Origin of the sequence: Dehalococcoides mccartyi CG5, assembly GCF_000830885.1 — a bacterium.
In the GTDB taxonomy this organism is placed as follows: Bacteria; Chloroflexota; Dehalococcoidia; order Dehalococcoidales; family Dehalococcoidaceae; genus Dehalococcoides; species Dehalococcoides mccartyi_B.
The window spans coordinates 408,643-432,572 of the sequence record NZ_CP006951.1; the positions used below are offsets into that span (position 1 = coordinate 408,643).

General features: G+C 47.7%; 26 protein-coding genes and 1 tRNA gene. 16 read left to right on the forward strand and 11 right to left on the reverse strand.

Annotated features, from left to right (window positions below; translation table 11 throughout):
• Position 1 precedes the first annotated feature (1 nt).
• Positions 2–1,039 carry a deoxyguanosinetriphosphate triphosphohydrolase gene (locus tag X794_RS02105; protein ID WP_011309069.1) on the reverse strand — a complete coding sequence of 346 codons (1,038 nt, stop codon included), beginning with the start codon at positions 1,037–1,039 and terminating at the stop codon, positions 2–4.
• A complete protein-coding gene (gene ppsA / locus X794_RS02110; RefSeq protein WP_011309070.1) occupies positions 1,036–3,312 on the reverse strand; it encodes a phosphoenolpyruvate synthase in 2,277 nt (758 codons plus the stop codon). Before ppsA ends, X794_RS02105 begins: the two co-directional genes overlap by 4 nt.
• A 297-nt stretch (positions 3,313–3,609) precedes the next feature.
• Between ppsA and X794_RS02115 the strand changes: the two genes are divergently transcribed.
• From X794_RS02115 to X794_RS02160, 10 genes are all read left to right on the forward strand, one after another.
• Complete coding sequence (locus tag X794_RS02115) at positions 3,610–4,179, forward strand: bifunctional nuclease family protein (protein WP_011928915.1); 570 nt, start codon at positions 3,610–3,612, stop codon at positions 4,177–4,179.
• 75 nt (positions 4,180–4,254) lie between these two features.
• Positions 4,255–4,470 (forward strand): AtpZ/AtpI family protein, encoded by a 216-nt coding sequence (locus X794_RS02120; protein ID WP_015406977.1) that lies wholly within the window; start codon positions 4,255–4,257, stop codon positions 4,468–4,470.
• Positions 4,471–4,472: 2 nt separating this feature from the next.
• On the forward strand, positions 4,473–5,417 hold the full coding sequence (locus tag X794_RS02125; RefSeq protein ID WP_011928917.1) for a F0F1 ATP synthase subunit A: 945 nt from the start codon (positions 4,473–4,475) through the stop codon (positions 5,415–5,417).
• A gap of 40 nt (positions 5,418–5,457) precedes the next feature.
• Complete coding sequence (gene atpE, locus X794_RS02130; RefSeq protein ID WP_010936335.1) at positions 5,458–5,688, forward strand: ATP synthase F0 subunit C; 231 nt, start codon at positions 5,458–5,460, stop codon at positions 5,686–5,688.
• Positions 5,689–5,712: 24 nt separating this feature from the next.
• Positions 5,713–6,222: a F0F1 ATP synthase subunit B gene (gene atpF / locus X794_RS02135; RefSeq protein ID WP_011309074.1), complete on the forward strand. Its 510-nt coding sequence runs from the start codon at positions 5,713–5,715 to the stop codon at positions 6,220–6,222.
• 20 nt (positions 6,223–6,242) lie between these two features.
• Positions 6,243–6,785 carry an ATP synthase F1 subunit delta gene (atpH, locus tag X794_RS02140; protein WP_011309075.1) on the forward strand — a complete coding sequence of 181 codons (543 nt, stop codon included), beginning with the start codon at positions 6,243–6,245 and terminating at the stop codon, positions 6,783–6,785.
• A gap of 22 nt (positions 6,786–6,807) precedes the next feature.
• Complete coding sequence (atpA, locus tag X794_RS02145) at positions 6,808–8,319, forward strand: F0F1 ATP synthase subunit alpha (protein WP_011309076.1); 1,512 nt, start codon at positions 6,808–6,810, stop codon at positions 8,317–8,319.
• Between the two features lie 24 nt (positions 8,320–8,343).
• Complete coding sequence (gene atpG, locus X794_RS02150; protein ID WP_012984237.1) at positions 8,344–9,201, forward strand: ATP synthase F1 subunit gamma; 858 nt, start codon at positions 8,344–8,346, stop codon at positions 9,199–9,201.
• A gap of 15 nt (positions 9,202–9,216) precedes the next feature.
• Complete coding sequence (atpD, locus tag X794_RS02155) at positions 9,217–10,611, forward strand: F0F1 ATP synthase subunit beta (RefSeq protein WP_011309078.1); 1,395 nt, start codon at positions 9,217–9,219, stop codon at positions 10,609–10,611.
• 24 nt (positions 10,612–10,635) lie between these two features.
• On the forward strand, positions 10,636–11,058 hold the full coding sequence (locus tag X794_RS02160) for a F0F1 ATP synthase subunit epsilon (RefSeq protein WP_011309079.1): 423 nt from the start codon (positions 10,636–10,638) through the stop codon (positions 11,056–11,058).
• A gap of 74 nt (positions 11,059–11,132) precedes the next feature.
• Here X794_RS02160 and rimM read toward each other — a convergent pair whose 3' ends face one another.
• The 3 genes from rimM to rpsP all read right to left on the reverse strand — a co-directional run bounded on the left by rimM (position 11,133) and on the right by rpsP (position 12,212).
• Positions 11,133–11,633: a ribosome maturation factor RimM gene (rimM, locus tag X794_RS02165; RefSeq protein WP_011309080.1), complete on the reverse strand. Its 501-nt coding sequence runs from the start codon at positions 11,631–11,633 to the stop codon at positions 11,133–11,135.
• Between the two features lie 87 nt (positions 11,634–11,720).
• Positions 11,721–11,948: a KH domain-containing protein gene (locus tag X794_RS02170; protein ID WP_010936343.1), complete on the reverse strand. Its 228-nt coding sequence runs from the start codon at positions 11,946–11,948 to the stop codon at positions 11,721–11,723.
• A 15-nt stretch (positions 11,949–11,963) separates the two neighbouring features.
• Positions 11,964–12,212, reverse strand: coding sequence for a 30S ribosomal protein S16 (gene rpsP / locus X794_RS02175; protein WP_011309081.1), 249 nt, complete (start codon positions 12,210–12,212; stop codon positions 11,964–11,966).
• A gap of 144 nt (positions 12,213–12,356) precedes the next feature.
• Here rpsP and nfi point away from each other — a divergent pair, with 144 nt between their 5' ends.
• The 5 genes from nfi (at position 12,357) to X794_RS02200 (ending at position 17,716) form a co-directional block, all read left to right on the forward strand.
• On the forward strand, positions 12,357–13,028 hold the full coding sequence (gene nfi / locus X794_RS02180; protein WP_011309082.1) for a deoxyribonuclease V: 672 nt from the start codon (positions 12,357–12,359) through the stop codon (positions 13,026–13,028).
• 110 nt (positions 13,029–13,138) lie between these two features.
• Positions 13,139–14,225 (forward strand): peptide chain release factor 2 gene (prfB, locus tag X794_RS02185; RefSeq protein ID WP_181213663.1). Its coding sequence is split into 2 segments (ribosomal slippage): positions 13,139–13,195 and positions 13,197–14,225, totalling 1,086 coding nucleotides; the frame shifts between segments, so codons are not numbered across the junction.
• The gene (locus X794_RS02190) at positions 14,225–15,451 is read left to right on the forward strand and encodes a peptidase MA family metallohydrolase (protein WP_011309084.1); all 1,227 of its coding nucleotides are present in this window, start codon (positions 14,225–14,227) and stop codon (positions 15,449–15,451) included. The genes prfB and X794_RS02190 overlap by 1 nt, the downstream gene beginning before the upstream one ends.
• Complete coding sequence (gene radC, locus X794_RS02195; protein ID WP_034376658.1) at positions 15,435–16,121, forward strand: RadC family protein; 687 nt, start codon at positions 15,435–15,437, stop codon at positions 16,119–16,121. The genes X794_RS02190 and radC overlap by 17 nt, the downstream gene beginning before the upstream one ends.
• The gene (locus tag X794_RS02200; protein WP_034376656.1) at positions 16,121–17,716 is read left to right on the forward strand and encodes a peptide ABC transporter substrate-binding protein; all 1,596 of its coding nucleotides are present in this window, start codon (positions 16,121–16,123) and stop codon (positions 17,714–17,716) included. Before radC ends, X794_RS02200 begins: the two co-directional genes overlap by 1 nt.
• Before the next feature lie 124 nt (positions 17,717–17,840).
• Here X794_RS02200 and X794_RS02205 read toward each other — a convergent pair.
• The 5 genes from X794_RS02205 to lysS all read right to left on the reverse strand — a co-directional run bounded on the left by X794_RS02205 (position 17,841) and on the right by lysS (position 22,659).
• Positions 17,841–17,930 (reverse strand) — tRNA-Ser (locus tag X794_RS02205).
• 260 nt (positions 17,931–18,190) lie between these two features.
• Positions 18,191–18,475 (reverse strand): hypothetical protein, encoded by a 285-nt coding sequence (locus tag X794_RS02210; protein WP_011309087.1) that lies wholly within the window; start codon positions 18,473–18,475, stop codon positions 18,191–18,193.
• Between the two features lie 256 nt (positions 18,476–18,731).
• Entirely contained in the window at positions 18,732–19,874 is a 1,143-nt protein-coding gene (locus X794_RS02215) for an aminotransferase class I/II-fold pyridoxal phosphate-dependent enzyme (RefSeq protein WP_012984243.1), read from the reverse strand.
• A gap of 15 nt (positions 19,875–19,889) precedes the next feature.
• Entirely contained in the window at positions 19,890–21,131 is a 1,242-nt protein-coding gene (gene serS / locus X794_RS02220; RefSeq protein WP_034376650.1) for a serine--tRNA ligase, read from the reverse strand.
• A gap of 31 nt (positions 21,132–21,162) precedes the next feature.
• Positions 21,163–22,659 carry a lysine--tRNA ligase gene (gene lysS, locus X794_RS02225; RefSeq protein ID WP_011309090.1) on the reverse strand — a complete coding sequence of 499 codons (1,497 nt, stop codon included), beginning with the start codon at positions 22,657–22,659 and terminating at the stop codon, positions 21,163–21,165.
• A gap of 175 nt (positions 22,660–22,834) precedes the next feature.
• Between lysS and X794_RS02230 the strand changes: the two genes are divergently transcribed.
• Complete coding sequence (locus tag X794_RS02230) at positions 22,835–23,068, forward strand: hypothetical protein (protein WP_231097523.1); 234 nt, start codon at positions 22,835–22,837, stop codon at positions 23,066–23,068.
• Between the two features lie 13 nt (positions 23,069–23,081).
• Here X794_RS02230 and recO read toward each other — a convergent pair whose 3' ends face one another.
• Positions 23,082–23,843 (reverse strand): DNA repair protein RecO, encoded by a 762-nt coding sequence (recO, locus tag X794_RS02235; protein WP_011309092.1) that lies wholly within the window; start codon positions 23,841–23,843, stop codon positions 23,082–23,084.
• Between the last annotated feature and the right edge of the window lie 87 nt (positions 23,844–23,930).

Here is a 23,930-nt window from a genome sequence, read left to right on the forward strand (position 1 = left end):
ATCAGTCTGCCAGATTAAGTTCTTTGGCCAGTCTCAGGGCAAAAAGGTCGGTCATGCCCGCAATATAATCAGCCACTCTGCGTTCGGGTTTGTCCGACAGGGCTATATATTCCGCTGGCAACAAATCCTGATGGCCTACCAGATATTTGTATAAAAGGCGGACTATTTCCCGCTCGTGCTCAGCCTTGCGGTCTTTGCTTTGGTATACCTGCTCAAAAAGGAAATCCCGGAGGGTATTGCTGGCATCCAGTACCTTGTTACTCATGGTAAGCACCGGTTCTTGACCGGGCAGTAAGCCCGTGCATGACCAAGAGTTTTTAATAATATCACACACCATGGTGTTTATCCGATGGGAGTGGGTATTGCCCAATACCGATACTGCACCTAGCGGCAGGTCATTGGCCTTGATAATACCTGCCCGTACCGAGTCCAGAATGTCATGGTTTATATAGGCAACCGCATCTGCGATACGGCAAATCTGGCCTTCAAAGGTGGCAGCTTTATTATGGGTTTCCCCCAGTATGTTTGAACGTGATTTGGAGTGGTTGAGTATGCCGTCACGTACCTCCCAGCTGAGGTTTAAGCCATGCCCGTTTTTTTCCAGCAGGTCTACCACCCGCAGGCTTTGTTCGTTATGGTGGAAACCCTTGGGGAAAAGTTCGTTTAAAACCTCTTCGCCGGCATGTCCGAAGGGGGTATGCCCAAGATCATGCCCCAGACAAATAGCCTCGGTAAGGTCTTCATTAAGGTTGAGTGCCCGGGCAATAGTCCGGGCTATCTGGGTGACCTCCAGAGTATGGGTAAGGCGGGTCACAAAATGGTCACCCAAAGGGGCAATGAAGACCTGGGTTTTGTGCTTTAAGCGGCGAAAAGCCTTGGAATGTATAATCCGGTCCCGGTCACGCTGAAAACAGGTGCGAACCGGGTCCGGGTCTTCTGGTTTTTGCCTGCCACGAGAAAGGCGGCTTTTAACCGCGTAAGGGGAGAGGGTCTCCTCTCTGGCTTCAATGCGCTCCCTTATGCGAAGCTCGCTAATCATTTAATCTTTAATTTGGCCTCTGCCTTGGCAATAATCTCACGGGTAGTGCCTATCATGTCAGGGCTGACAGAAACCGAGGTTATACCCCAGGAGACCAGCTTTTCAGTCAGTTCGGGGTAAACCGAAGGTGCCTGTCCGCAGATGGATGCGGTAATACCGCGACGGGCGGCGGTGGTAACGGCTTTTTCTAAAGCCACCAGAACCGCCTCATTGCGTTCGTCAAAGGTCTCACGCAGCATTTCGCTGTCACGGTCAACACCGAGTATCAGCTGGGTAAGGTCATTTGAGCCTATAGATATGCCGTCAATACCGGCATCAATAAACTTGTCAATTAGGAAGATATTGGAGGGAACTTCCACCATCATCCAGAGTTTGAAATCCGGGCCGCGTTTCAGGCCTTCATCTTCCAGTATCCGTTTTACTTTTACAAGTTCATCTACCGTTCGTACAAATGGAAGCATAACGTAGACATTCGGATAGTCCTTGCGTACCCGTTTGATGGCTTCAATTTCCATCTTGAATACTTCAATATCTTTAATATAGCGGGAAACACCGCGGTAACCCAGCATAGGGTTTTCTTCTTGGCCTTCGTATTTGTCACCGCCCAACAGGTCACGGTATTCATTGGTTTTGAAATCATTGGTGCGGTAAACCACCGGGCGGGGATAGAAAGCCTTGGCGAAGGAAAGAACTCCTGCGTACACCTGCTGGATATATTCCTCTTGCTGACCCATTTCTATCATATAGCGGGGGTGCTTGCCTATCTGGCTGAATATAAATTCGGCTCTCAGCAAACCCACACCGTCTACATTGCGGGCGGCTACTTTGTCAGCCAGCTCAGGCTGAGCCAAGTTTACATAAACACGGGTCTTGGTGCGGATAGCCTCACGTACAATGGAAGCGATATTGCTGGTTTTTACGTTTCGGGTAACCTTGCCGTTATAAACCTTGCCATGAGTACCGTCAACGGTGATCATCTGGTCGTTTTTAAGTACCTTGGTGGCTTCGCCAGTACCCACTACGCAGGGGATGCCCAGTTCACGGCTGACAATGGCAGCATGGGAAGTGCGTCCGCCGCGGTTGGTTACAATGGCTGCTGCCCGTTTCATAGCCGGCACAAAGTCAGGGGTGGTCATTTCGGCTACCAGAATATCACCCGGAAGTACCAGGTCTATCTCAGAGGGGTCCTGAAGTATTTTGACTCCGCCGGTGGCCAGACCGGGTGAAGCAGCCGCACCCTGCAGCATAATGGGGGCATCAATTTCGGGCTCCAGTTCGCTGGCATCTTTCAGGGCAGTAACCGGGCGGGACTGGACAATATAAATTTCGTTTTCTTCTTTAGCCCACTCAATATCCTGAGGGCCTTTGTAATGGTTTTCAATAAGCATAGCCAGTTTGGCCAGCGTAATAATATCGTCTTCGGTGATTTTCTGCTGTTCTTGCTTGGTGGAGGGGACTGGTTGCCAGTAATTGTTGCCGGATTCGTCTTCGGCACCGGAGGTTGAGTTGCCGTTTTTACGAACAAGCCGCCTTTCCTGATGGCTGATAGTCCGTGAAAGAACTGCAGGGCCTTCTTTATCTAAAATATAAAGGTCCGGTGTGATTTCCCCTGACACCAGACCTTCCCCCAGACCATATATAGCTTCAATAACTATTTTAGTGGGGTCTGAAGTAATGGGTTCAATAGTGAAGCATACTCCGGAAGCCTGCGACTGTACCATTTTCTGTACCGGTACGGCTATGCCTACCTGCAGATGATCGAAGTTTTGCTGTACCCGGTAGTAAATAGCTCTGGCTTCAAACAAGGAAGCCCAGCATTTCTGAACGGCTACCACAACTTCGTCGCCGCCCTCTATATTAAGGTAAGTGCTTTGCTGTCCGGCAAAAGATGCTTCAGGTAAATCCTCAGCAGTAGCTGATGACCGTACCGCTACCAGACCTTGCCCCATTTTTTTATAGGCGGTTTTAATCTGAGTGGCAAGTCCGGGGGGCATGGGGGTGGAAAGAATCATTTCCTTTACGATATTAGCAACAACAGAGAGTTGTTTGGAATCATTGATATCCAGTGACTCAAGAGCCTTACTGATAGCAGGGTGAAGGTTTGAGCTGTTTATGAAGTCAAAATAGGCATTGGCTGTTACGATATATCCGGGTGGGACGGGGATGCCAGCGTTAGTCATTTCGCCTAAATTAGCGCCTTTACCGCCGACCAGAGGGATATCGTTCTTCGTAACTTCGTTAAACCAGACAATAGCCTCATGACCTTTTTGCATTAGTCGATCTCCTTCATCTATGACGGTTCAGGTAGTTTATGATAGCACACCCAGACATTTAAAATCATTATTCTGGAGCTCTGTATTATTCCACAAACTCCCCCATCTTTGCAAAGTTTTGCTTGAGAAATATTGATATAGGTTAGAGGGATGTAGAGTATTAAGGATTTGGGCTAATATGTCTACAATACTGCCAGAGGTCATAGATTGTTATAGATAGGCACGCAAATTGACACCCCTTTTCTTTGGGGGTAGAATTCATGGTACGCCGTCAGGCAAACTTAGGAGGCAGATAAAATGATAGAAATGACGATAGACAGTATAAGGGTTAGCCTGATGAATTATCAGAGAGTGGTACTGCTTAAGGAAAAAACGGCTGACCGCTATCTGCCTATTTGGATTGGCACAGCCGAGGCTGAGGCTATTGCGGTAAAACTCCAGGGTGTCGCCGTCCCCCGTCCCCTTACCCATGACCTGCTGGGTACAGTTATAGATGTACTGGGTGCAAAGGTGCGCTCTATAGTGGTAGATGACCTGAAAAATGACACCTTCTACGCCAAGGTATTACTTGAAGTAGACGGTGAACAAATGGAGATAGATTGCCGCCCTTCAGATGCGCTGGCACTGGCGGTAAGAGTAAATGTACCTATATATGCGGCAGACAGCGTACTGGAAAAAGCCAGTATCATGCTGGACCGTGAACAGGATAAACGGGCTATGGACGAAATGGATTTGCCCGAACCTCCATCCGGCGGCAAAGGTGAAAAAACCCGTAAGGCCAGTGACGAAGAGATTAAGCGTCTATCAGCCTTCCGTGACTTTGTAGATAACCTGGACCTTGAAGATTTTGACAAGCGCAAATCCTGAATAGTATTAGTACAGGGCAGTTTTCTTGACCTAAAGAACTAATTCTGGTATGCTACTTTGCGTTTTGAGGCTGTAATGAACAAATGGGGTACAGGTCTTCAGTATCTTGGTTTGGGCTGGTATATGGCCCTTGTTATATTGCTGGGGACACTGGGTGGCAGATGGCTGGATCAAGCCCTTGGTCTTGAACCCGTGTTCTTGCTGGCCGGTCTTTTAATCGGAGTTTTTCTGGCCTTTTACGGCGTTTATCGGTTGCTGCCGAAGATAACTAACAACGGTAAAGGGAATTAACAGTGCCAAAGAAAAAGATTTTAGGTATGCCCAAACAAGTCTTCTGGCCAGTGATGATAGTTATACTGGCAATTTTAGTTGTCGGGTTTTTATCCGGCCCTATAGGTATCGCCCTCTTTGGTGATCTTGGATTTCCTGACTGGATGAAAATTACTACCCCCAAACCGGAGTTACCTTCCGCCGAACTTTTCAGTATTGGTCCTGTGGCAATCACCAACACTATTCTTACGGCATGGATTACCATTCTGGTATTGGTGGGACTGAGTGTTGCCGCCACCCGCAAGATGAAGCTTATTCCCGGACGTCTTCAGGGTGCGCTGGAAATGGTACTCAGCTGGATTTACAATATGTGTGTAGATGCTGCCGGTGAGAAATTTGGTCGCAAGTTTTTCCCTCTGGTGGCCACTATCTTCCTATTTATTATAGTAAACGCATGGATGAATCTTTTGCCCGGTTACAATACCATATTTATTGAATTGGGCAACGGTCACGAAGCCCATCTTCTTCGCGGCGCCAATACCGATATTAACCTGCCTCTGGCTCTGGCTGCTATCACCTTTTTCATGGTGGAGTATTGGGGCATAAAGACTCTGGGCGGTTTTCACTACCTCAGCAAATTTTTCAACTTCAAACCCCTGATAAACGCTTTCAGGCATAAAGAAGGGGTTATCGGCATATTTAATGGGGTTATTTCCATTTTTGTGGGTTTACTGGAATTCTTTCTGGAGTTTGTCCGTATCATCAGCCTGACCTTCCGTCTCTTTGGCAACATGATAGGCGGCGAAATCCTTATACTTATGATTACGTTCCTTGCGCCTTTTATTATCGGCATACCGTTCTACGGTCTTGAAATGCTGGTAGGTTTTGTACAGGCGCTGGTGTTCTGTAACTTGGCTCTGGTCTTCTCATTGATAGCGGTTACGCCTCATGGGGAAGAAACTCATTAATTTAGTATTACGCAATTAGAACAAGGGAGGAAAAACAATAGTGGAAGCTGATGTAATCAAACTCTTAGCGGCTGGCCTGGCAATGGGTCTGGGTGCAATTGGCCCCGGTATCGGTGTAGGTATTCTGGGTTTTGGTGCTTTGCAGGCTATCGGCCGCAATCCTGAAGCCAAGGGTTCTATCTTCACCAACATGATCCTTTTGGTGGCTTTCGCTGAGTCCATCGCCATCTTTGCGCTGGTTATCTCTATCGTACTTATTTTCGTTGCCTAAGGGGCATAATACAGGAGGAAACCGGTGGAAAAACTGGCAGAACTGGGAATAAATATACCTTCTTTCATAGCCCAGATTGTAAACTTCGGTTTACTCTTAGGTCTGCTGTATCTGTTTGCCTATAAGCCCATTCTGGCCAAACTTGACGAGCGTTCTACCCGTATCAAGGAAAGCATGGAACGGACAGACCAGGTAAAGGAACAGGCTCAAAAAGCGGAAGAAGAGTTTAAAAAGAAGATTGGCGAAGCCAGTCAGCAGGGCCAGCTGGTAATTGAACGGGCTGTAAAGACCGGTGATGAAATTCGCCAGAAGGCCATAGAAGAAGCCAAGGCTGAGGCTGAGGCCATGCTTAGCCGCGCCCGGACTGAAATACGTCAGGAACGTGATGAAGTGGTTGACCAGTTACGCAAGGAATTTGCTGAATTGACCATTTTGGCGGCCGGCAAGGTTATTGACCAATCTCTGGATAAGAAAGCACATCAGGCGCTTATTGACAGTGTGCTTGAAAATAGCACCGACCTGCGGAAGAATTAAAAGAGAGCAACGGAGAAGCAGTGGCCAAAAGAGTTTATGCTATAGCCATGCGCTATGCGCAGGCGTTACACGAACTGGCAAAGGAGCAGAAGTCTCTGGATAAATGGCAGGAGGATTTACAAAATCTTTCTCGCCTTACAGAGGACGCTTCGGTTGATGAGTTTCTCAGCAACCCCAAAATTGTCTCTGCCCGGAAACACGCAGTCCTTGCCAAGCTCAGTGATATAGATCCGCTGATGTTGAACCTGGTGGATATGCTGGTAGCTACCCGCAGGCTAGGTATCATGAGGGCTATCTCAGGTGAGTACAACCGATTGCTGAACGAGGCCAGAGGGGTGGAAGACGCTATCGTAACCACCGCCAAGCCTGCCAGTGAGGCAGATACTGAAATAATCAGGCAACAGTTAAGCAAAATAACTGGTAAAAAGATAAACATATTAACTGCAACAGATCCCGGATTGATAGCTGGTTTGAAAGCCAGAATCGGGGATAAACTGATAGATGGTTCTATCAGCCGGAGGCTGGTTTTACTGCAAAACGAAATCAGTCAGGGACGTATTTGATAACCCTCAGGAGGTGGCGTAATTGAGCGCACGTGGTCAAGATATAGTATCTATCATTAAAGAGCAGATAAAGGAATTCGGTGCTCCGGTCAGCATGACCAGCGTCGGTTCGGTTATCGAAGTAGGCGATGGTATCGCCCGTATTCATGGTCTTTCCAACGCCAAGTACAACGAACTGCTGGAATTCCCCGGCGGGGTTCTGGGCATTGCCCTTAACCTTGAAGAAGACAGCGTGGCTGCGGTTATTCTGGGTGAAGATTCCAATATCAAAGAAGGCGACGAAGTAAAGGCTACCGGCCGGATTTCTGAAATTACGGTTGGTAAAGGAATGATTGGCCGCGTAGTAGACCCCTTAGGCCGCCCTTTGGACGGTAAAGGGCCTATCAAGGCCGAATCAACCCGCCCCCTTGAGCGCATCGCCCCCAACGTGGTTGACCGTAAGTCAGTAAACACCCCGGTTCAGACCGGTATCAAGGCCATTGATGCCATGATACCCATCGGCCGTGGTCAGCGTGAGTTGATTATTGGTGACCGTTCAACCGGTAAAACCGCCATTGCTCTGGATACCATTATTAACCAGAAGGGCGGAGATCTGGTTTGTATTTATGTAGCTATCGGCCAGAAAGCCTCAAAAGTAGCCCGGATTGTGGCTTTACTTGAGCAGTACGGCGCTATGGAGCATACTATTGTGGTAGCGGCAAATTCCTCTGATGCGGTAGCTTTGCAGTATTTGGCGCCATATGCCGGCTGTGCTATCGGTGAGGAATTTATGGAACAGGGTAAAGATGCTCTGGTGGTCTACGATGACCTTACCAAGCATGCGTGGGCTTATCGCCAGCTTTCGCTCCTCCTTCGTCGCCCCCCTGGACGTGAAGCTTACCCGGGTGATTTGTTCTACCTGCATAGTCGTTTGCTGGAGAGGGCTGCCCGTCTTAATGATAAGCTTGGCGGCGGTTCACTGACCGCTTTGCCCATTATTGAAACTCAAGCCGGAGACGTTTCGGCTTATGTACCTACTAACGTTATTTCCATTACAGATGGCCAGATCTACCTTGAGCCTGATATGTTTAATGCTGGTATCCGCCCTGCGGTTAACGTGGGTATATCGGTATCCCGCGTAGGTTCAAGTGCCCAGACCAAAGCCATGAAAAAGGTTGCCGGCAAGCTGAAAATGGACATGGGTCAGTATCGTGAACTGGCCGCTTTTGCCCAGTTTGGTACTTCCGAACTGGATAAATCCACCCGGATGCAGCTTGAACGTGGTCAGCGGGTTACTGAAGTTCTCAAACAGGGTCAGTACCAGCCTGTGCCTGCGGCTAAACAGGTAGCCATTCTGTATGCCACTCTTAACGGTTATCTTGATAATATTGAAGTTGGTAAAGTGCGTGATTATGAAAGCGGGCTTTATCGTTTCCTTGAGGCGAATTTTGCTTCGGTGTTGACTGCTATTGCCAAGGAAAATGTTATCTCTGCCGATACCGAGAAAACTCTTAAAACCGCTTTGGATGAGTACAAGAAGGGTTTAGTAGTATAAATTTCGAACCTGGCGGGAAGTTAAATGGCTAATTTAAGAATAATTAAAAGGCGTATCCGCAGTGTCCGTAACATAGCCAAGATTACCCGGGCTATGGAAATGATTGCGGCCTCTAAAATGAAGAAGGCCCAGGAACGCGGTCTGGCTGGTAGGCCTTACAGTGAAAAGATAACCGAAGTTATAGCGGCTTTGGCGGCTTTGCCCCAAAGTGGTGAAATTTTGCATCCGCTACTTGAACGCAGGCCAGTCAAAAAGATAGCCATACTCCACATAACCCCTGACAGGGGTCAGTGTGGCGGTCTGGTTGCCAATATTAACCGCAAGACTGGTACTTTTATCATGGAGCAAAAGGTTCCCGTTTCTGCCGTAGTTGTAGGGCGTAAAGGGGTGGATTTTATCCGCCGTATAAGGCAGCAAATGCGGGCAGAATTTATAAATCTGGGCGATAAACCCGATTATCTGGATACTCTTCCCATTTCCAGAGTTATTATGGATGACTTCATGAGTGGGGAAATTGATCAGGTCTTTATCGCCTATACTCAGTTCGTAAGCACCGCTATACAGAATCCCGTGCTTGAGCAGCTGCTGCCGGTAGTGCCGGTTGAGTTTCCTCCCGGCCAAAATCTGGAATATATTTATGAGCCGGAATCAGCTGCTGTTTTGAATTCACTTTTACCCCGTTTTGTTGAGATGAGTGTTTATCATGCCATTTTGGAATCCATTGCTTCAGAGCAATCAGCCCGGATGGTAGCTATGCGAAATGCTACCGATAATGCCAAAGAACTTATCGGCGAACTTACACTGGTCTACAACAAGGCGCGTCAGGAATCTATTACTAATGAGCTTTTGGACATCGTCGGCGGAGCTGCCGCGCTGGCCTAATTCTAGGAGGATATAATGGCAAACGGAAAGGTTATACAGGTAATTGGTTCGGTTGTTGACGTAGAGTTTTCGGCAGATTCCATGCCGGCTCTGTTTAACGCATTGGAAATTCCCCGTGAGAACGGCAAAATGGTGCTGGAAGTGCAATCACACGTTGGTAACAACCGCGTAAAGTGCCTTTCCTTTACTCCTACCGATGGTTTGGAGCGTGGCGCCGAGGTTATAGATACCACAAGGCCGCTTTCAGTTCCGGTAGGCCGGGGTACTTTGGGACGCATCTTTAACGTGTTGGGTGAAGCTCTGGATAACAGGGGTGATGTAAAATCTGAAAAGACTATGCCAATTCACCGCCTGGCTCCCGGTATGGATGAGCTGGAATCTTCCGCTCAGGTACTGGAAACCGGTATCAAAGTAATCGACCTTATCGCCCCCTTTGCCCGTGGCGGCAAGATTGGCGCTTTGGGCGGTGCAGGCGTAGGCAAGACAGTTCTTATTCAGGAACTTATCCGGAATATTGCTACCGAGCATGAAGGGTTTTCTGTTTTTGCCGGTGTAGGTGAACGTTCCCGCGAAGGTAATGACCTCTGGCATGAAATGGAAGATTCCGGCGTGCTTCCCAAGACTACCATGGTATTCGGCCAGATGAATGAGCTTCCCGCTGTTCGTCTGCGCATTGCCCTTACCGGTCTGACCATGGCTGAATATTTCCGTGATGAAGAAAGACAGGACGTGCTCCTGTTTATTGACAATATTTATCGTTACACTCTGGCTGGTATGGAAGTATCCGCCCTTCTGGGGCGCATGCCCTCAGCTGTAGGTTATCAGCCCACCTTGGCCACTGAAATGGGAGCTTTGCAGGAGCGCATTGCTTCCACCAAGCAGGGTTCAATCACTTCATTCCAAGCTGTATATGTGCCGGCTGATGACTATACCGACCCCGGTGTGGTCGCCACCTTTGGTCATCTGGATGCTATGATTGCCCTTGAGCGTTCGCTGGCTGAGCAGGCTCTCTATCCTGCGGTAGACCCGCTGGCCTCCAATTCCCGCATACTTGATCCTCAGGTAGTGGGTGAGGAACATTATAAAGTAGCCCGTGATGTCCAGAAAGTTCTCCAGCGCTACAAGGACTTGCAGGATGTTATTGCGATTTTGGGTATGGAAGAACTTTCAGAAGAAGACAAGTTGACTGTTGCCCGTGCCCGCCGTATTCAGCGTTTCCTGACCCAGCCCATGTTCGTTTCAGAGGTATTTACCGGTCGTCCCGGCCAGTATGTATCTTTGACCGAAACTATTCGCGGGTTCAAAGAAATCCTTGAGGGTAAACATGACAGTTTGCCTGAACAGGCCTTTTATATGGTAGGCACTATTGATGACGCCGTAGCTGAAGCCAAAAAGCTAAGCGCGGTCTAAGTATTATTACTGGCAGGTAAAAAATTGGCTAAATTAAAGCTGGACATAGTAACTGCGGAACGTTCGGTTTTTTCCGAAGAGGTAGATGTGGTGGTTGCCCCCGGTATTGAGGGTGAAATGGCCATACTACCCCATCATGCCCCGCTGATGACAGCTTTGCAGGCGGGGGAACTCAAGGCCAAAATAGGCACAGAGGAATATTCTCTGGTAGTTTCCGGCGGTTTCCTTGAGGTACGTCCTGACAGAGTAGTTGTACTGGCAGATAGTGCCGAAAGGGCTGAGGAGATTGACATTGCCCGGGCTATCGAAGCTAAGAAAAGGGCTGAGGCCAGTATGGCTGACAAATATGTGCCCGGTATGCTGGCTGCCGAAACAGAGGCTTCACTCAGACGGGCGATGGTTCGTCTGAAGGTGGCCGAGAAACGGCGGAAACACCCTCAAGTCTAGTTCATATAACACTCATAAATGATAAAAGCCCCTCTGAACAAGGGGCTTTTTGTTTGGGATGATAAAACTAAAAGCTAATCAAGTAAACCGGGAATGGGGTCAATAATTATTTTACCGGTTTTCAGGTTTATTTCTTTTACTACGTCCTTGATTGCTGGTATCAAGGCTTCTTTAACACCGTAACTGCTTACGTATATATCGTTAGAGGGCATATGCAGTATTTCTTTTATCTGCCCAATCTTAACTCCTGACAGATCCACCACTTCCAGCCCTATCAACTGAAAGTCATAGTAAACGCCCTCAGGCAGTTCCTTCAAAGCGGAGGCAGGTATTTCCACCAGAGCGTCCTTGAGTTCCAGAGCGGTATCAATATCGTCTATTCCGCTCAAATGAACAATAACCTGGGCTTTTTGCCAGTTAGTCTGGCTGATGGTATACAGCTTGCGTCCTACCAGCAGTTCATTCCCGGCATCAAAGCGTTCGGGGAAATCCGTCAGCACCCCAATCTTGAGGCCGCCACTTATTCCCCATACTCCCAGCACTTTACCTATTAAAATATATTCTTCTTGAGTCATTTCCTTCACATATTAATAAGGTCAACCCGAACCGCGGCGCAAGGCCGGGAGGGGTTGACCTTAAATAGGCCTGGTTCTGTTATTTAACTAAAGAATTTCAAGACGGGCGCGTTTGCCGGCCTTGGCAGCCTTGACCCGAATGAGAGTGCGCATTGCCTGAGCAATCCTGCCCTGCTTGCCGATAATCCTGCCCTTATCTACATCGGCTACCTTAAGAGTAAGTTTGATGCCTTCTTCTTCAGGTTCCTCTGTCACTACTACATCATTTGGCTCGTCAGCTAGCGATTTGGCGATGTACTCGACAAGTTCTTTCATGGGATCTCCTTCTGTTTAGTTAGAATTAACGATGCCGGCCTTCTTTAAAAGACGGGCAACCGTATCCGTAGGTTGAGCACCTTTGCCAATCCAGTAGAGGACTTTTTCTGCGTTTATGATTACAGTTTCAGGATTAGTCATGGGGTTGTAGGTGCCGACAAGGTCCGTATAAGTGGCATCACGCGGCGAACGGGCCTCAGTGACGATTATCCGGTAGCAAGGCTTCTTGGGGGCTCCGATACGAGTGAGTCTGATTTTCAACATGATTGTTTACCGCTTACCTTTTTTGCTGGTATTATGACTTATCGTAGCCAAGCTGTCAAATATGCCTTTGGGGCTGTCTAACCCCAAGGGGGGATAAATATATACAAATTATCTCTGTAGTTATCTAAAAATATTAGATATAATATGAATGTGAAAATTAAAAAGCTTCATAATTGGGATATGACACCCACCGAGGCAATACTTCTTCAGCGTGAACTTGCCCAAAAAGTGTCTGCTTGCGGCACTCTTTCTAGCATAAGCTTGGTTGCCGGGGCAGATGTCTGGCACAGTCGCACTTCAGGTATGGGCAGGGCGGCAGTAGTGGTGCTGAGCTATCCGGATATGAATCTGGTGGAGGTGAGCCGCTCCGAAGGGGATTGCCATATTCCTTATATACCCGGTTTATTGTCATTCAGAGAAATGCCACTTTTACTTTCCGCTTTTGAGGGTCTGGAAAGCATGCCCGACTTTATTCTTATGGACGGGCAGGGGCTGGCTCATCCCAGACGGCTTGGCATTGCTTCGCATCTGGGGCTTTTTTTAAATAAACCGGTAATCGGTTGCGCCAAGAGCCGTCTGGTCGGCGAGTATGCACCTCTGGCTGATGAGGCTGGAAGTTACTCCGACTTGTATCATAACAGCCAGCTGGTAGGACGGGTGCTGCGTACCCGCAGGGGGGTAAACCCTTTGTTCATATCAGTAGGGCACAAAATTTGCCTTGAAGAAGCTTGCAGCCGGGTTGCAGATTGTTGCCGGGGGTACCGTTTGCCTGAACCCCTCCGCCATGCTCATTTGGCGGCTGCCCAGCTGATTTAAAATATATCCGGTATTATCATATCCGGCTATAAATGGTATTCTATATCATACGGATTTGAGCGTACAGGCTAACCACACCCGTTTTCAAGCGTTATATTAAAAGAGGTATTATGCAAGATATATTGAGTGAACTTAAGGGCCGCATTTTTTCTGACATGGTGCGACTTTGACGTTTCTGCTAAAGAACTGGAAATAACTGAACTTGAAACTGCCTCCAGCAACCCTGATTTTTGGCAAGATCAGCAAAATGCCCAAAAGGCTATGAAAAAACTGGCCGCCAACAAACGTACTTCAGAGCTTTGGCGGGGTTTGGAACGGCGTATAAACGACCTGACCGAACTTGCGGTATTGTCCCGTGAAGACCCGTCGTTGAGTAATGAGATAGAACATGAAATCAGTGGTTTAACTGCTGAGCTGGATAGTCTGGAAGTAGGCTTGGCTTTTTCCGGCCAGTATGACAACCGAAACGCCCTGCTTACGGTGCATGCCGGAGCGGGCGGGGTGGAATCTCAGGATTGGGCAGGTATGCTGCTACGTATGTTTATGCGTTGGGCTGAAAAGAAGGGTTTTGGTATGGAAATACTTGACCAGAGCCTCGGTGAAGAGGCCGGCATAAAGAGCGCCACTTTGCAGATAGAGGGTGAATACGCTTACGGTTTTCTGAAAAGTGAACATGGGGTGCACCGCCTGATAAGGCTTTCTCCCTTTGATGCCGACCATGCCCGCCATACTTCATTTGCGCTGGTAGAGATTATGCCTGAAGCTGAAGACAGTGTAGATATTGATATAAAACCGGAAGATATAAAAATTGATATGTTCCGTTCCAGCGGTCCGGGGGGGCAAAACGTTCAGAAGGTTTCAACGGCAGTACGGGTTACTCACATACCTTCGGGTATTGTGGTTGCCAGCCAGACAGAGCGCAGCCAGCACCAGAATCGTGAAATTGCCATGAGGATACTGGCCTCCAAACTGCTGGCAGTGGAGATTGCCAAACGGGCGGAAGAGCGCGCCAAGCTTAAGGGTGAACGCATTTCTGCCGAATGGGGTAGCCAGATACGCAGTTACGTCCTTCACCCCTACAAAATGGTTAAAGACCACCGCACAGATTATGAAGTGGGTAATGCCGAAGCTGTGCTGGAAGGTGAACTGGACGGCTTTATAAGCGCCTACCTTCGGCAGAATATAGGAAGGGAATAATGAAAAAACAGTTACTGGCACTGGGGCTTATGCTGGGAATACTGCTTGGAGGCTTGGTTCCGTCCACGCTAACTGCCCAAAGTCCCATTACTATAGATAAAAGCAGCGTAAATATTACCTTCCCCAGCAATATTGGATTCAGTCTAACTGCCAGCAGCATTAGCAATATTACCGATATACGGCTGTATTATACCGTTGACCGCAAAACTTTTTCAGAGGTATATAGTGAGTTTGTCTTAAATTTTACCCCTGACACTACCGTAAATGCATCATATTCATGGGATATGCGCTATACCGGCGGTATGCCGCCGGGTGCCCGTGTTAACTACTGGTACCGGATAACAGATGAAGCTGGAAATATCCTTACCAGCCCCAGCCAGACAGTTGTGTATGAAGATGCCCGTTTTGACTGGCAGAGTATTTCGGAGGGTATGCTGGAGCTGTACTGGTACAATGGGGAACAATCTTTTGCGGATGAACTTATGGAATCAGCCCAGGCAGCACTTTTGCGTTTGGCGGCAGATACCGGTGCTGAACTGCAGGATAAGGTTACACTGTATATTTACGCAAACTCCGCCGACCTCCAGAGTGCCATGGTATTCCCCTCTGAATGGACCGGCGGCGTGGCCTATCCTGCTTTCAATGTGATTGCTATAGGCATAGCACCATATGATGTTGACTGGGGCAAACGGGCTATCACCCATGAGCTGGCGCATCAGGTAACCAGCCAGATGACTTCTAACCCTTACTGTGATTTGCCTGTATGGCTGAACGAAGGCATTTCTATGTATGCCGAGGGTAATCTGGAAGCAGTATATGTCAATTATCTTGTCTGGGCCATTGGTCAGGATAAACTTATTTCAGTCAAAAGCCTGTGCAGCCCTTTTTCAGCCAATTCAGCAGATGCTTATTTGTCTTATGCCGAAAGTTTTACCCTGGTAAATTATCTCATCACCTATTACGGCCCGGAGAAATTTTCGGCTTTGCTGGAAACCTTTCATCAGAGTGCCGGTTATGACGAAGCTTTGCTGGCTGTTTACGGTTTTGATATACAAGGCTTAAATACCCTGTGGCAGGCCACTTTGAAAAACGGTGCTATCGAAATTCAACCGCCAAGGTCTATCATTCTGACTCCCGGGCTGGCGGTGCTTCTGACGCTGGTGGCAGGGGGCAGTATTATAACCGCTTTCTGGTTATGGAGTAACAGGGTTGTCTCCCGTACCTAGCATACGTGATTTGCCGCTTGCCGAAAGGCCCAGAGAAAGGCTTCAGAGCCTAGGGGCGGGGGCACTTTCTTCGGCAGAACTTCTGGCGGTTATTTTAGGGCGTGGAGTGGCAGGTGAACCTGTTTTGCAGAGTGCCCAGCGTTTGATTGCGCATTTTGGCGGGCCTTCAGGTATTGCTTGTGCCAGTGTTGAGGAACTTTCAAAATTAAAAGGTATCGGTCTGGCCAAGGCCTGCCAGCTGAAAGCCGCTTTTGAACTAGCCAAGCGGGCAGGCGGGATTAAAGGCGAATACCAGCCCTGTATCAAAACCCCTGAAGATGTGTTTCAGCTAATATATCCTCTGGTATGTGACGAAAAAAAAGAATATTTTTTCTGCCTGATGCTGGATGTAAAAAGCCGGCTTATTCGGGTAGGACATATATCCGTAGGCAGTCTGGAAGAAAGTGTGGTGCATCCCCGTGAGGTTTTTAAAGAAGCACTTTCTGCCAGTGCCGCATCTGTAATATTGGCGCACAACCATCCCTCCGGAGATACCGAACCCTCCCATGATGATATCGGGTTATCTGCCCGGCTGAGAGAAGCCGGAGGCATAATGGGGATAGAGGTACTTGACCATATAATTATAGGGGGACAAAGCTTTACCAGTTTAAAAAGACAGGGGCTTTTATAATGATGAAAAAAATACTGCTTATAATCCTTTCGGTCTGTCTCAGTTTCAGTTTGCTTCTAAGCGGCTGTGGCTATGCACCGGAAGATAACACTATGCCCACAGGTAACAACGTCCTTACACTGGTGGGGCAGGAACCATATACCCTTGACCCTGCCAAGGTAAGTGACAGCGGTTCGGTTACCTATATTTATCAGATATTCAGCGGGTTGTTGAAAATGGGTGATGATCTTACTCCTGTTGCGGATATTGCACAGAGTTGGGAAGTAAGCCCTGATGGGCTTACCTATACATTTTATTTAAAACCAAATGTGAAATTTCATAACGGCCGTGTCTTGACTGCTGCAGATTTTAAATACTCTTGGGAGAGGGCAGCCAGCCCGGCCACTGCCTCTAATACGGTGCTGACCTTTCTTGGGGATATTCAGGGCGTAACCGAAATGGTGCAGGGACAGGCAAACTCCATTTCGGGTGTGACCGTGGTAGATGACCTGACTTTAAAAGTAAAACTGGTATCCCCCTGCAGTTTTTTCCTCTCAAAAATTTCATATGTAACTGCTTTCGTGGTGGACAAGGATAATGTATCCCAAGGTAGTGACTGGTGGAAAAAACCGGTAGGTACCGGTCCGTTTATGCTCCCGGAACTTACCCAGGGGAATTATATTATGCTAAACAGCAACCCTGACTATTATGATACCCCGGCCAAGATTTCCAGTGTTATTTTCCGTCTCCAGTCCGGCCAACCCATGGATTTATATGAAGTGGGCGGGATAGATGTGGCAGGTGTAAGTGCTGATTATCTGGCCAAAGCCACTGACCCTGACGGGGTTTTTTCAGCTGATTTGCAGGTAGTGCCTCAACTTAGTTTTTACTATTTTGCCTATGTTACCAGTAAAGCCCCCTTTGACGACCCCAAGATTCGTCAGGCTTTCAGCATGGCGGTAGACAAAGCCCGTATTATAGAGCTAAGCTACAAGGGAAGTGTCAGCGTGGCTGAAGGCATTTTGCCGCCGGGTATGCCCGGTTACAATCCTGACCTGTCTGGGCTTGAGTATAATCCGGAACGTGCCCGTGAACTTATTGCGGAGTCTTCCTATGGCAGTGTGGAAAATCTGCCCACTATTACCCTGACAGCCTCAGGCTGGGGAGGGTTGCTTCCGGTGGAACTGGAAGCGGTGATTGACCAGTGGAGGCAAAATCTGGGGGTAGAAGTGGTGGTACGCCAGATTGATATGGAACGTTTCCTTTATGACCTTCAGACTGAAAAAGACAACCTCTACTATTCCGGCTGGGTGGCAGATTACCCCCACCCGCAGGATTTTCTGTCAGTGCTTTTTGAGACCACTTCATCTTACAACAGCGGAGATTACTCTAACCCTGAGGTAGACGCACTGCTTGTGCAGGCGGCTGCCACTCTGGATACGGAAGAAAGTATGCAGCTTTATGCTCAGGCAGAACAAATACTGATAAATGATGCTGCTTGCCTGAGCTTTTGGTTTGGCAAGAACTACGTGTTAGTCAAACCCTATGTAAAGGGCTACAAGCTGAATGCAATGGGTATCCCCATACTTACGGAAGTTACCCTTGAAGCTCACTAAAGTAGTCTGAAAAGCGGTCTGAAGGGGCGTAAGCCCATTCGGCTGTTTGGGTGCGGGTGTGCTTAAATAAAAAACCCTGATTCGGGAGGTAAAAATCCCGGTCAGGGTTTACTTTTGGAATAAATGGCGGAGGGGGTGGGATTCGAACCCACGGTTCCCTTTCAGGAACAACGGTTTTCAAGACCGTCACCATAGACCGCTCGGACACCCCTCCATGACCTTAAAAAGAAGCTAAAATGAGTGTTTTAGGCTGACTTAACGAGTTAACATAACTGTGATTTGCTAACCATTTGCTAACGGAATTTTTTAAAAGGGCATTTGTTAAATTTCTGCTAACCACGCTGCTAACCATTTTGTTTATCATTTGAACAAGTTGCGGGCATATTATACCTGCTGGCAAATCCTGCGTCAAAGCTGAGTGCTTAAACCTGTCTAAATGGATACCAGTTTTGACGAACTGGATAAAAATGTCTTTTATCTGGTATTTAAAAGATGGGTAGTTTTCCGGGTATTTCGTTCAATATCTATAAAACACTGTAAAAGCTCTGCGGTAGCATAAATGAGAATACCCTGTAATAACGAAGCCAGAATACCCAACATACCGGCGAAAACTGAAAAAGCCGTTGCGCTATCAATATGGATGAGACCGTCGCCTGCCATGATAGTGGTTGAAGCAATAATGCCTGCCAAAGTGATGAGTATAGCCAGTATTTTTATAACTTTTATTACCAATTGGAGTGCCGGGTATCTGCTTTTCACGTTTCGGGTTTTACCTTCCAAATTCGGGGTTTGTTTTACCGCGTTTTTATATCTGCGGTACGGGCAGGCGGGCAAGCCTGAATCGGGTCTGGTTTAATGTTTCTTTGACTGGTGAGTTTTATGAACGGAAACTTTTTGGAAACCGTTTATTTGGGTTGTAGCTACTTTTCTGAATTTGTATCCGCATCTATCGCACTTGAAGGATTGCCCCAAAAGCCAGTCCATTATTCTTGGCTGGGTATGAAAATTATGGCAATCACATTTCGGGCAGACCTTTTGAACGGGCAGGGTATGCTGTTATAAAGTTTTCAAATATCTCTAGTACTTCAGGGAAATTTGCCCGTCCGAATCCAATGCGGAAGTGATTTTGGCCGTAATTGTAAACCTCTGACGGCAAAATCATGATGCCTGTTTTTTCTAAAACCTGCTGGCAAAAGTCCATGCAGGGGGTGATTTTATTCAGGCGGGGAAAGCAGACAGAACCGGCTTTGGGCTTTACCCAGCTGAAATCCTGCTTGTGTCTGCCCATAAAACCTTCAAGAAGTTTCAGATTTTGATTTAGTCTTCCCAGCTGGGCAGATACGATGGTATCTTTATTGCGCAGGGCGATTATAGACAATATTTCAGCTGTGGCACTGCCGCAGATGGTAGTATAGTCTTTGAAACCGGCCATTTTTGATAACATGTCTTTATCCCGGCAGGCAAGCCATCCGCTTCGCAGTCCCGGCAGACCGAATGATTTGGAAAGACCGCCCAGACTTACAGACATGCCAGATTTGTCACAGGCGGCCGGGAGGCGGTTTTGAGGTGAGTACTCCAGCAAGCGGTACATTTCGTCTGAAAAGTGCCATAAATTATGTTGGCATATTATTTCTGTTATTAGGGCGTAATCTCTGGTGTCAGGCATTGCCCCGGTGGGGTTATGGGGGAAATTGGTTATTATCAGGCGGGTGTTGGGGCGGATATTTCGGCTAAGGAACTCGGGGTTAAACCGCCAGCCGTTTTCCTCTTCAGGTTTCCAGTAACTGACTTCACAGCCAAGGCTTTCTGCCAGCTGGTATAGTGACTGGTAACCGGGAAAGGTGCAGATAACATGGTCACCCTTTTCCAACAGGCAGTTCAAAGCTATAAATATGCCTTCTTCGGGCACGGTAGTCAGGATATCAGACGGGGTAATGTGTTCGTACAGTTTGGCTATTTCTTTTCTGAGCAGGGGGTAACCGTCTGAATAGGTATATCCCAGCTTCAGGTTTTGCCAGAGACTGCGGCACTCAGCGTCTGCCAATGACAGCAGGTCTTCAAGTCCCAGAGATTCGCAGTCAGAGCTTGACATAAGATATCTGGCTGAAAACTCATGCTTAGCAAAGTAACGTTCCAGTTCAAAGGGTTTTATATCCAATACAAAGGCCCTTTCCTAGCGGATAACGTCCACTCCCATAAACGGGCGGAGTACTTCAGGAATTACAATGCTTCCGTCCGGTTGCTGATAGTTTTCTATAACCGATATCATCACTCTGGGCAGGGCCAGACCTGATCCGTTCAGGGTGTGGACGAATTCGGGTTTGGCTTCGGAGGTGCGGCGGAAGCGGACATTAGCCCGCCTGCCCTGAAAGTCTGTGCAGTTGGAACAGGATGAAACCTCCAGCCATTCGTCAACTCCGGGTGAATACATTTCAATATCATAAGACTTGGCTGAACCGAAGCTTATATCAGCGGTGACCAGCTGTTTAAGGCGGTAGGGTATTTTGAGGGCGTCTGCTATTTCTTCCGCATCTGCCACCATCTTTTCCAGTTCGGCAAAAGAATCTTCCGGTTTGCAGTATTTATAGAGTTCAACCTTGTCAAACTGATGCAGCCGCTTAATGCCGCGTACATCCTTGCCGGCGGACATTTTCTCACGGCGGAAACAGGCGGTGTAGGCTACATAATGAATGGGCAACTGCTCTGCGGAGAGTATTTCATCACGGTGCAGATTGGTTAAGGGGGCTTCAGCGGTAGGCACCCACCAGTAGTCTTCCTCTGCGTCATGATAGAGATTGTCAGCAAATTTGGGCAGGTTGCCCGAAGCTACCAGACACTCTCTTTTTATCATATAGGGGGGGTAGATCTCGGTATAATCGTGTTTTCGGGTATGCAGGTCTAACATAAAGGCAATAAGGGCTCTTTGAAGGCGGGCACCCGCGCCTTTCAAGATATAGAAACGTGAACCCGAAAGTTTGATACCCCGGTCAAAGTCTATAATATCCAGGGCTTCACCCAGTTCCCAATGAGGTTTGGGAGTGAAACTGAAATTGCGTTTTTCTCCCCTGTAATAAAGGACTACATTTTCGCTTTCATCTTTGCCAACAGGCACAGACGGGTCAGGAATATTGGGTACTCTGAGCAATCGGTCAGTCAGCTTTTCATCTACCTGTGAAAGTTCGGACTCAAGTGTACTTATCTGCCCGCGTAAAACCCGCCCCTCTTCAATGGCGGTCTCATCCCTCTGTTTGGCCATTATTTTACGTTTGGCACGAAGGTTATCCAATTCCTGAGTGAGGTTACGGCGGCTGTTATCCAGTTCCAGTATTTCAGCAATGGGGGCATCGGTATTCCGGTCTGCCACTGCCTTGCGTACCAGTTCAGGATTTTCTCTTATAAATTTCAAATCAAGCATGAAAGTTCTCCTTCTGCCAGAGTAATCTAAATTATTCCTGTGTTTTAGTGTCTTCCCGGTCCTTCAGGGCAGGAAATAGAATAACCTCGCGGATAGAGTCATGGTTGGTAAAGAGCATCACCAGACGGTCAATACCCACACCCAGACCGCCGGTGGGCGGCATACCGTATGCCAGAGCGGCCAAAAAGTCTTCATCCACGCTTTCAGATTCGTCCGTGCGTAGCTGACTGCGTTTTTCAAGCTGTTCTTTAAAACGTGCCCTTTGCTCTACCGGGTCATTCAGTTCGGAAAAAGCGTTGGCTATTTCCATATTTGCGCAGATGGCCTCAAACCGCTCTGTCAGGCGGGGGTCTTCCGGTTTCTGTTTGGCAAGGGGAGACATGGCCACAGGGTGGTCAGTAAGGAAAGTGGGTTGAACAAGGTGGGGTTCTACAAATTCACCTACCAGCTCATCTACCAGTTTCCCCCAGTCTTTGGCGGGGTCTACTTTGAGTTTGCGGCGGGTCATTTCTGCTGCCAGTGTTTCTTTGGTGGGGAAATCAAAAAAGTCTATGCCGGCATATTGTTTTACAGCATCACGCATGGTCAGGCGGGGCCACGGGGGAGTAAAGTCCAGGGTAATATCTCCAAACGGCAGGGTGTATCCACCGCTAATCTCTTTGACCACGCTTGAAACCATTTCCTCAAGAAAATCCATAACGTCTTTATAGTTAGCGTAAGCCTGGTAGCTTTCCATCATGGTAAATTCGGGGTTATGCCTGGTGGAGATGCCTTCGTTACGGAAAATACGCCCAATTTCATACACCCTGTCAAAACCGCCCACTATCAGCCTTTTCAGGTGCAGTTCCAGAGCTATTCGCATATAAAAATCACAGTTCAAAGCCTGATGATGGGTAATAAACGGGCGTGCAAGTGCCCCGCCTGCCTCAGGCTGAAGAACAGGTGTTTCTACTTCCAGAAACCCTTTAGCATTCATAAAGGCACGTATAACACTGATAACCCGGCTGCGGGTCAGGAAGGTCTGGCGGGCATCTGCGTTGGAAATCAGGTCAAGGTAACGCTGGCGGTAGCGTTTCTCCACATCCTGCAGGCCGTGCCATTTCTCAGGCAGAGGCAGGAGTGATTTTGAAAGCATACTTACTTTGGTAGCAGCCAGACTGGGCTCACCAGTGCGGGTACGCATCAGGCTACCCTCTACCCCGATAAAATCACCCAAATCCAAGTCTTTAAGCAGTTCTATACTGGCTTCGTCAAGGTCATTCTGACGGAAAAAAATCTGCATTTTACCACTGCCGTCACGTATATCCATAAAGGAAATCTTGCCCATATCACGGCGGTTCATTATCCGTCCGGCAAGCTTAAGGACTTCCTTCAGATGATTTTCCTGTGTTTCAATCTCAACCAGCAAAGCAACTGCCTGTGCGCTGGTATGGCTGGGATGAAAAGTGGACGGATAAGGGTTGATACCCCGGCTCTTTATCCGTTCAAGTTTTTCCATCTTTTGAGCGTTTAAATATTCTTCCGGCATAGACTACTCTCTTGCATCTGGGATTTTCAAAGCTATTATATGCTATCACTGCGGCTAAGGCAAAGATAGACCCTCTGGTTTGATTGGTGAGTTAAAACTGCTTAAGGTATAAAAGAGGCAGGCAGTATACATATAGACCGGATAATATTTGAAATGTGATATAAAAGTGCTATAATTGCTGGCGTTCTGGAAAAATGTCACAAATAATACAAAATGGATAGAAAAACGTATGGATGTATCAGAGTCTATCGTCCCTATTATCGTAGGTATAGTGCAGGCGGTTTTAATTGTTGTATTGATAGCTTTGGGTATATATAGTTTGAGAAATAATAAATACGGAAAACAGTTTGAAGCAAAAGATATTCAAGCTGGTGAATCACGCGAAGAAAAGTTTATTAGCCGGGATTAGTTATCTTTTATTCTCATAAATCAGCCAAGCGGAGGCTATCCAGCCAGAGAAGGGCTTTGGGCTCTTTTTCCAACACAAAGCGGATATTGGCACGTATTGCTAGCTCCAGTTCCGACAATATCTCCCGGTTAATCTTCAGGCGGCAGATACTGGAGAAGCTGTTTTCCTGTATATAACGCAATACTTTCACCGTATTTACCGAAACAGGCATACCGATTTGGGTGTTTCGGCAGTTCGGGCAAATTACCCCGCCGCTTTCCGGGCTGTAGTAATTTATGGTCGCCTGCAGTTTTTTATGGCAATTGGCACATTCGCGGAGTTCCGGTTTGTAGCCACTACTTGCCAGAAGGTTTATTTCAAAATATTTTAAACACAATTCAGGCTGAGAGCCATTATCCAGTTCCTCCAGAGTGGAGAGCAAGAGCTGAAACATGGCAGGGTTGGCAGCTTCCTCCGGCGAGAAATGGTAAGCCAGCTCACAGGCATAAAAAGCCATGGCGGATAGTTGAAGGCTGTTGCGGATATTAAGAAAACTCTGGATAGTCTGGCTGCCGGTTATCGTATCTATAGCTTTGCCTCTGGCAAGCGATACCTCTGAGTAGCATAAAAGCTCCAGATGGCCTGAAAGTTTGCTCTTGGTCTTTCTGACGCTCTTGGCAAAGCCCTGTATCAACCCCAGATCCGGAGTAAGCAAGCTTAAAATACGGTCAGCTTCACCGCATTTTGTTTTACGGACTATTATGGCTTTGGTCTTAAAGTCATGGGGTTTGGTCATTTAAATCTGTCTTTTCGGTTTTTCTAAAGGTATTGGGATAAACTCTAGGCTTTCACTGAATGATATTATATGTTTGAGCAGAAAAGG

Coding starts and splice junctions, on each gene's coding strand:
- serS (WP_034376650.1), bottom strand. CDS start 21,131: ATGCTTGATTTGAAATTTATAAGAGAAAATCCTGAACTGGTACGCAAG.
- X794_RS02190 (WP_011309084.1), top strand. CDS start 14,225: ATGAAAAAACAGTTACTGGCACTGGGGCTTATGCTGGGAATACTGCTT.
- nfi (WP_011309082.1), top strand. CDS start 12,357: ATGAATGTGAAAATTAAAAAGCTTCATAATTGGGATATGACACCCACC.
- atpG (WP_012984237.1), top strand. CDS start 8,344: ATGGCTAATTTAAGAATAATTAAAAGGCGTATCCGCAGTGTCCGTAAC.
- recO (WP_011309092.1), bottom strand. CDS start 23,843: ATGACCAAACCCCATGACTTTAAGACCAAAGCCATAATAGTCCGTAAA.
- X794_RS02115 (WP_011928915.1), top strand. CDS start 3,610: ATGATAGAAATGACGATAGACAGTATAAGGGTTAGCCTGATGAATTAT.
- lysS (WP_011309090.1), bottom strand. CDS start 22,659: ATGCCGGAAGAATATTTAAACGCTCAAAAGATGGAAAAACTTGAACGG.
- rpsP (WP_011309081.1), bottom strand. CDS start 12,212: ATGTTGAAAATCAGACTCACTCGTATCGGAGCCCCCAAGAAGCCTTGC.
- X794_RS02200 (WP_034376656.1), top strand. CDS start 16,121: ATGATGAAAAAAATACTGCTTATAATCCTTTCGGTCTGTCTCAGTTTC.
- X794_RS02105 (WP_011309069.1), bottom strand. CDS start 1,039: ATGATTAGCGAGCTTCGCATAAGGGAGCGCATTGAAGCCAGAGAGGAG.
- X794_RS02170 (WP_010936343.1), bottom strand. CDS start 11,948: ATGAAAGAACTTGTCGAGTACATCGCCAAATCGCTAGCTGACGAGCCA.
- X794_RS02120 (WP_015406977.1), top strand. CDS start 4,255: ATGAACAAATGGGGTACAGGTCTTCAGTATCTTGGTTTGGGCTGGTAT.
- rimM (WP_011309080.1), bottom strand. CDS start 11,633: ATGACTCAAGAAGAATATATTTTAATAGGTAAAGTGCTGGGAGTATGG.
- ppsA (WP_011309070.1), bottom strand. CDS start 3,312: ATGCAAAAAGGTCATGAGGCTATTGTCTGGTTTAACGAAGTTACGAAG.
- atpD (WP_011309078.1), top strand. CDS start 9,217: ATGGCAAACGGAAAGGTTATACAGGTAATTGGTTCGGTTGTTGACGTA.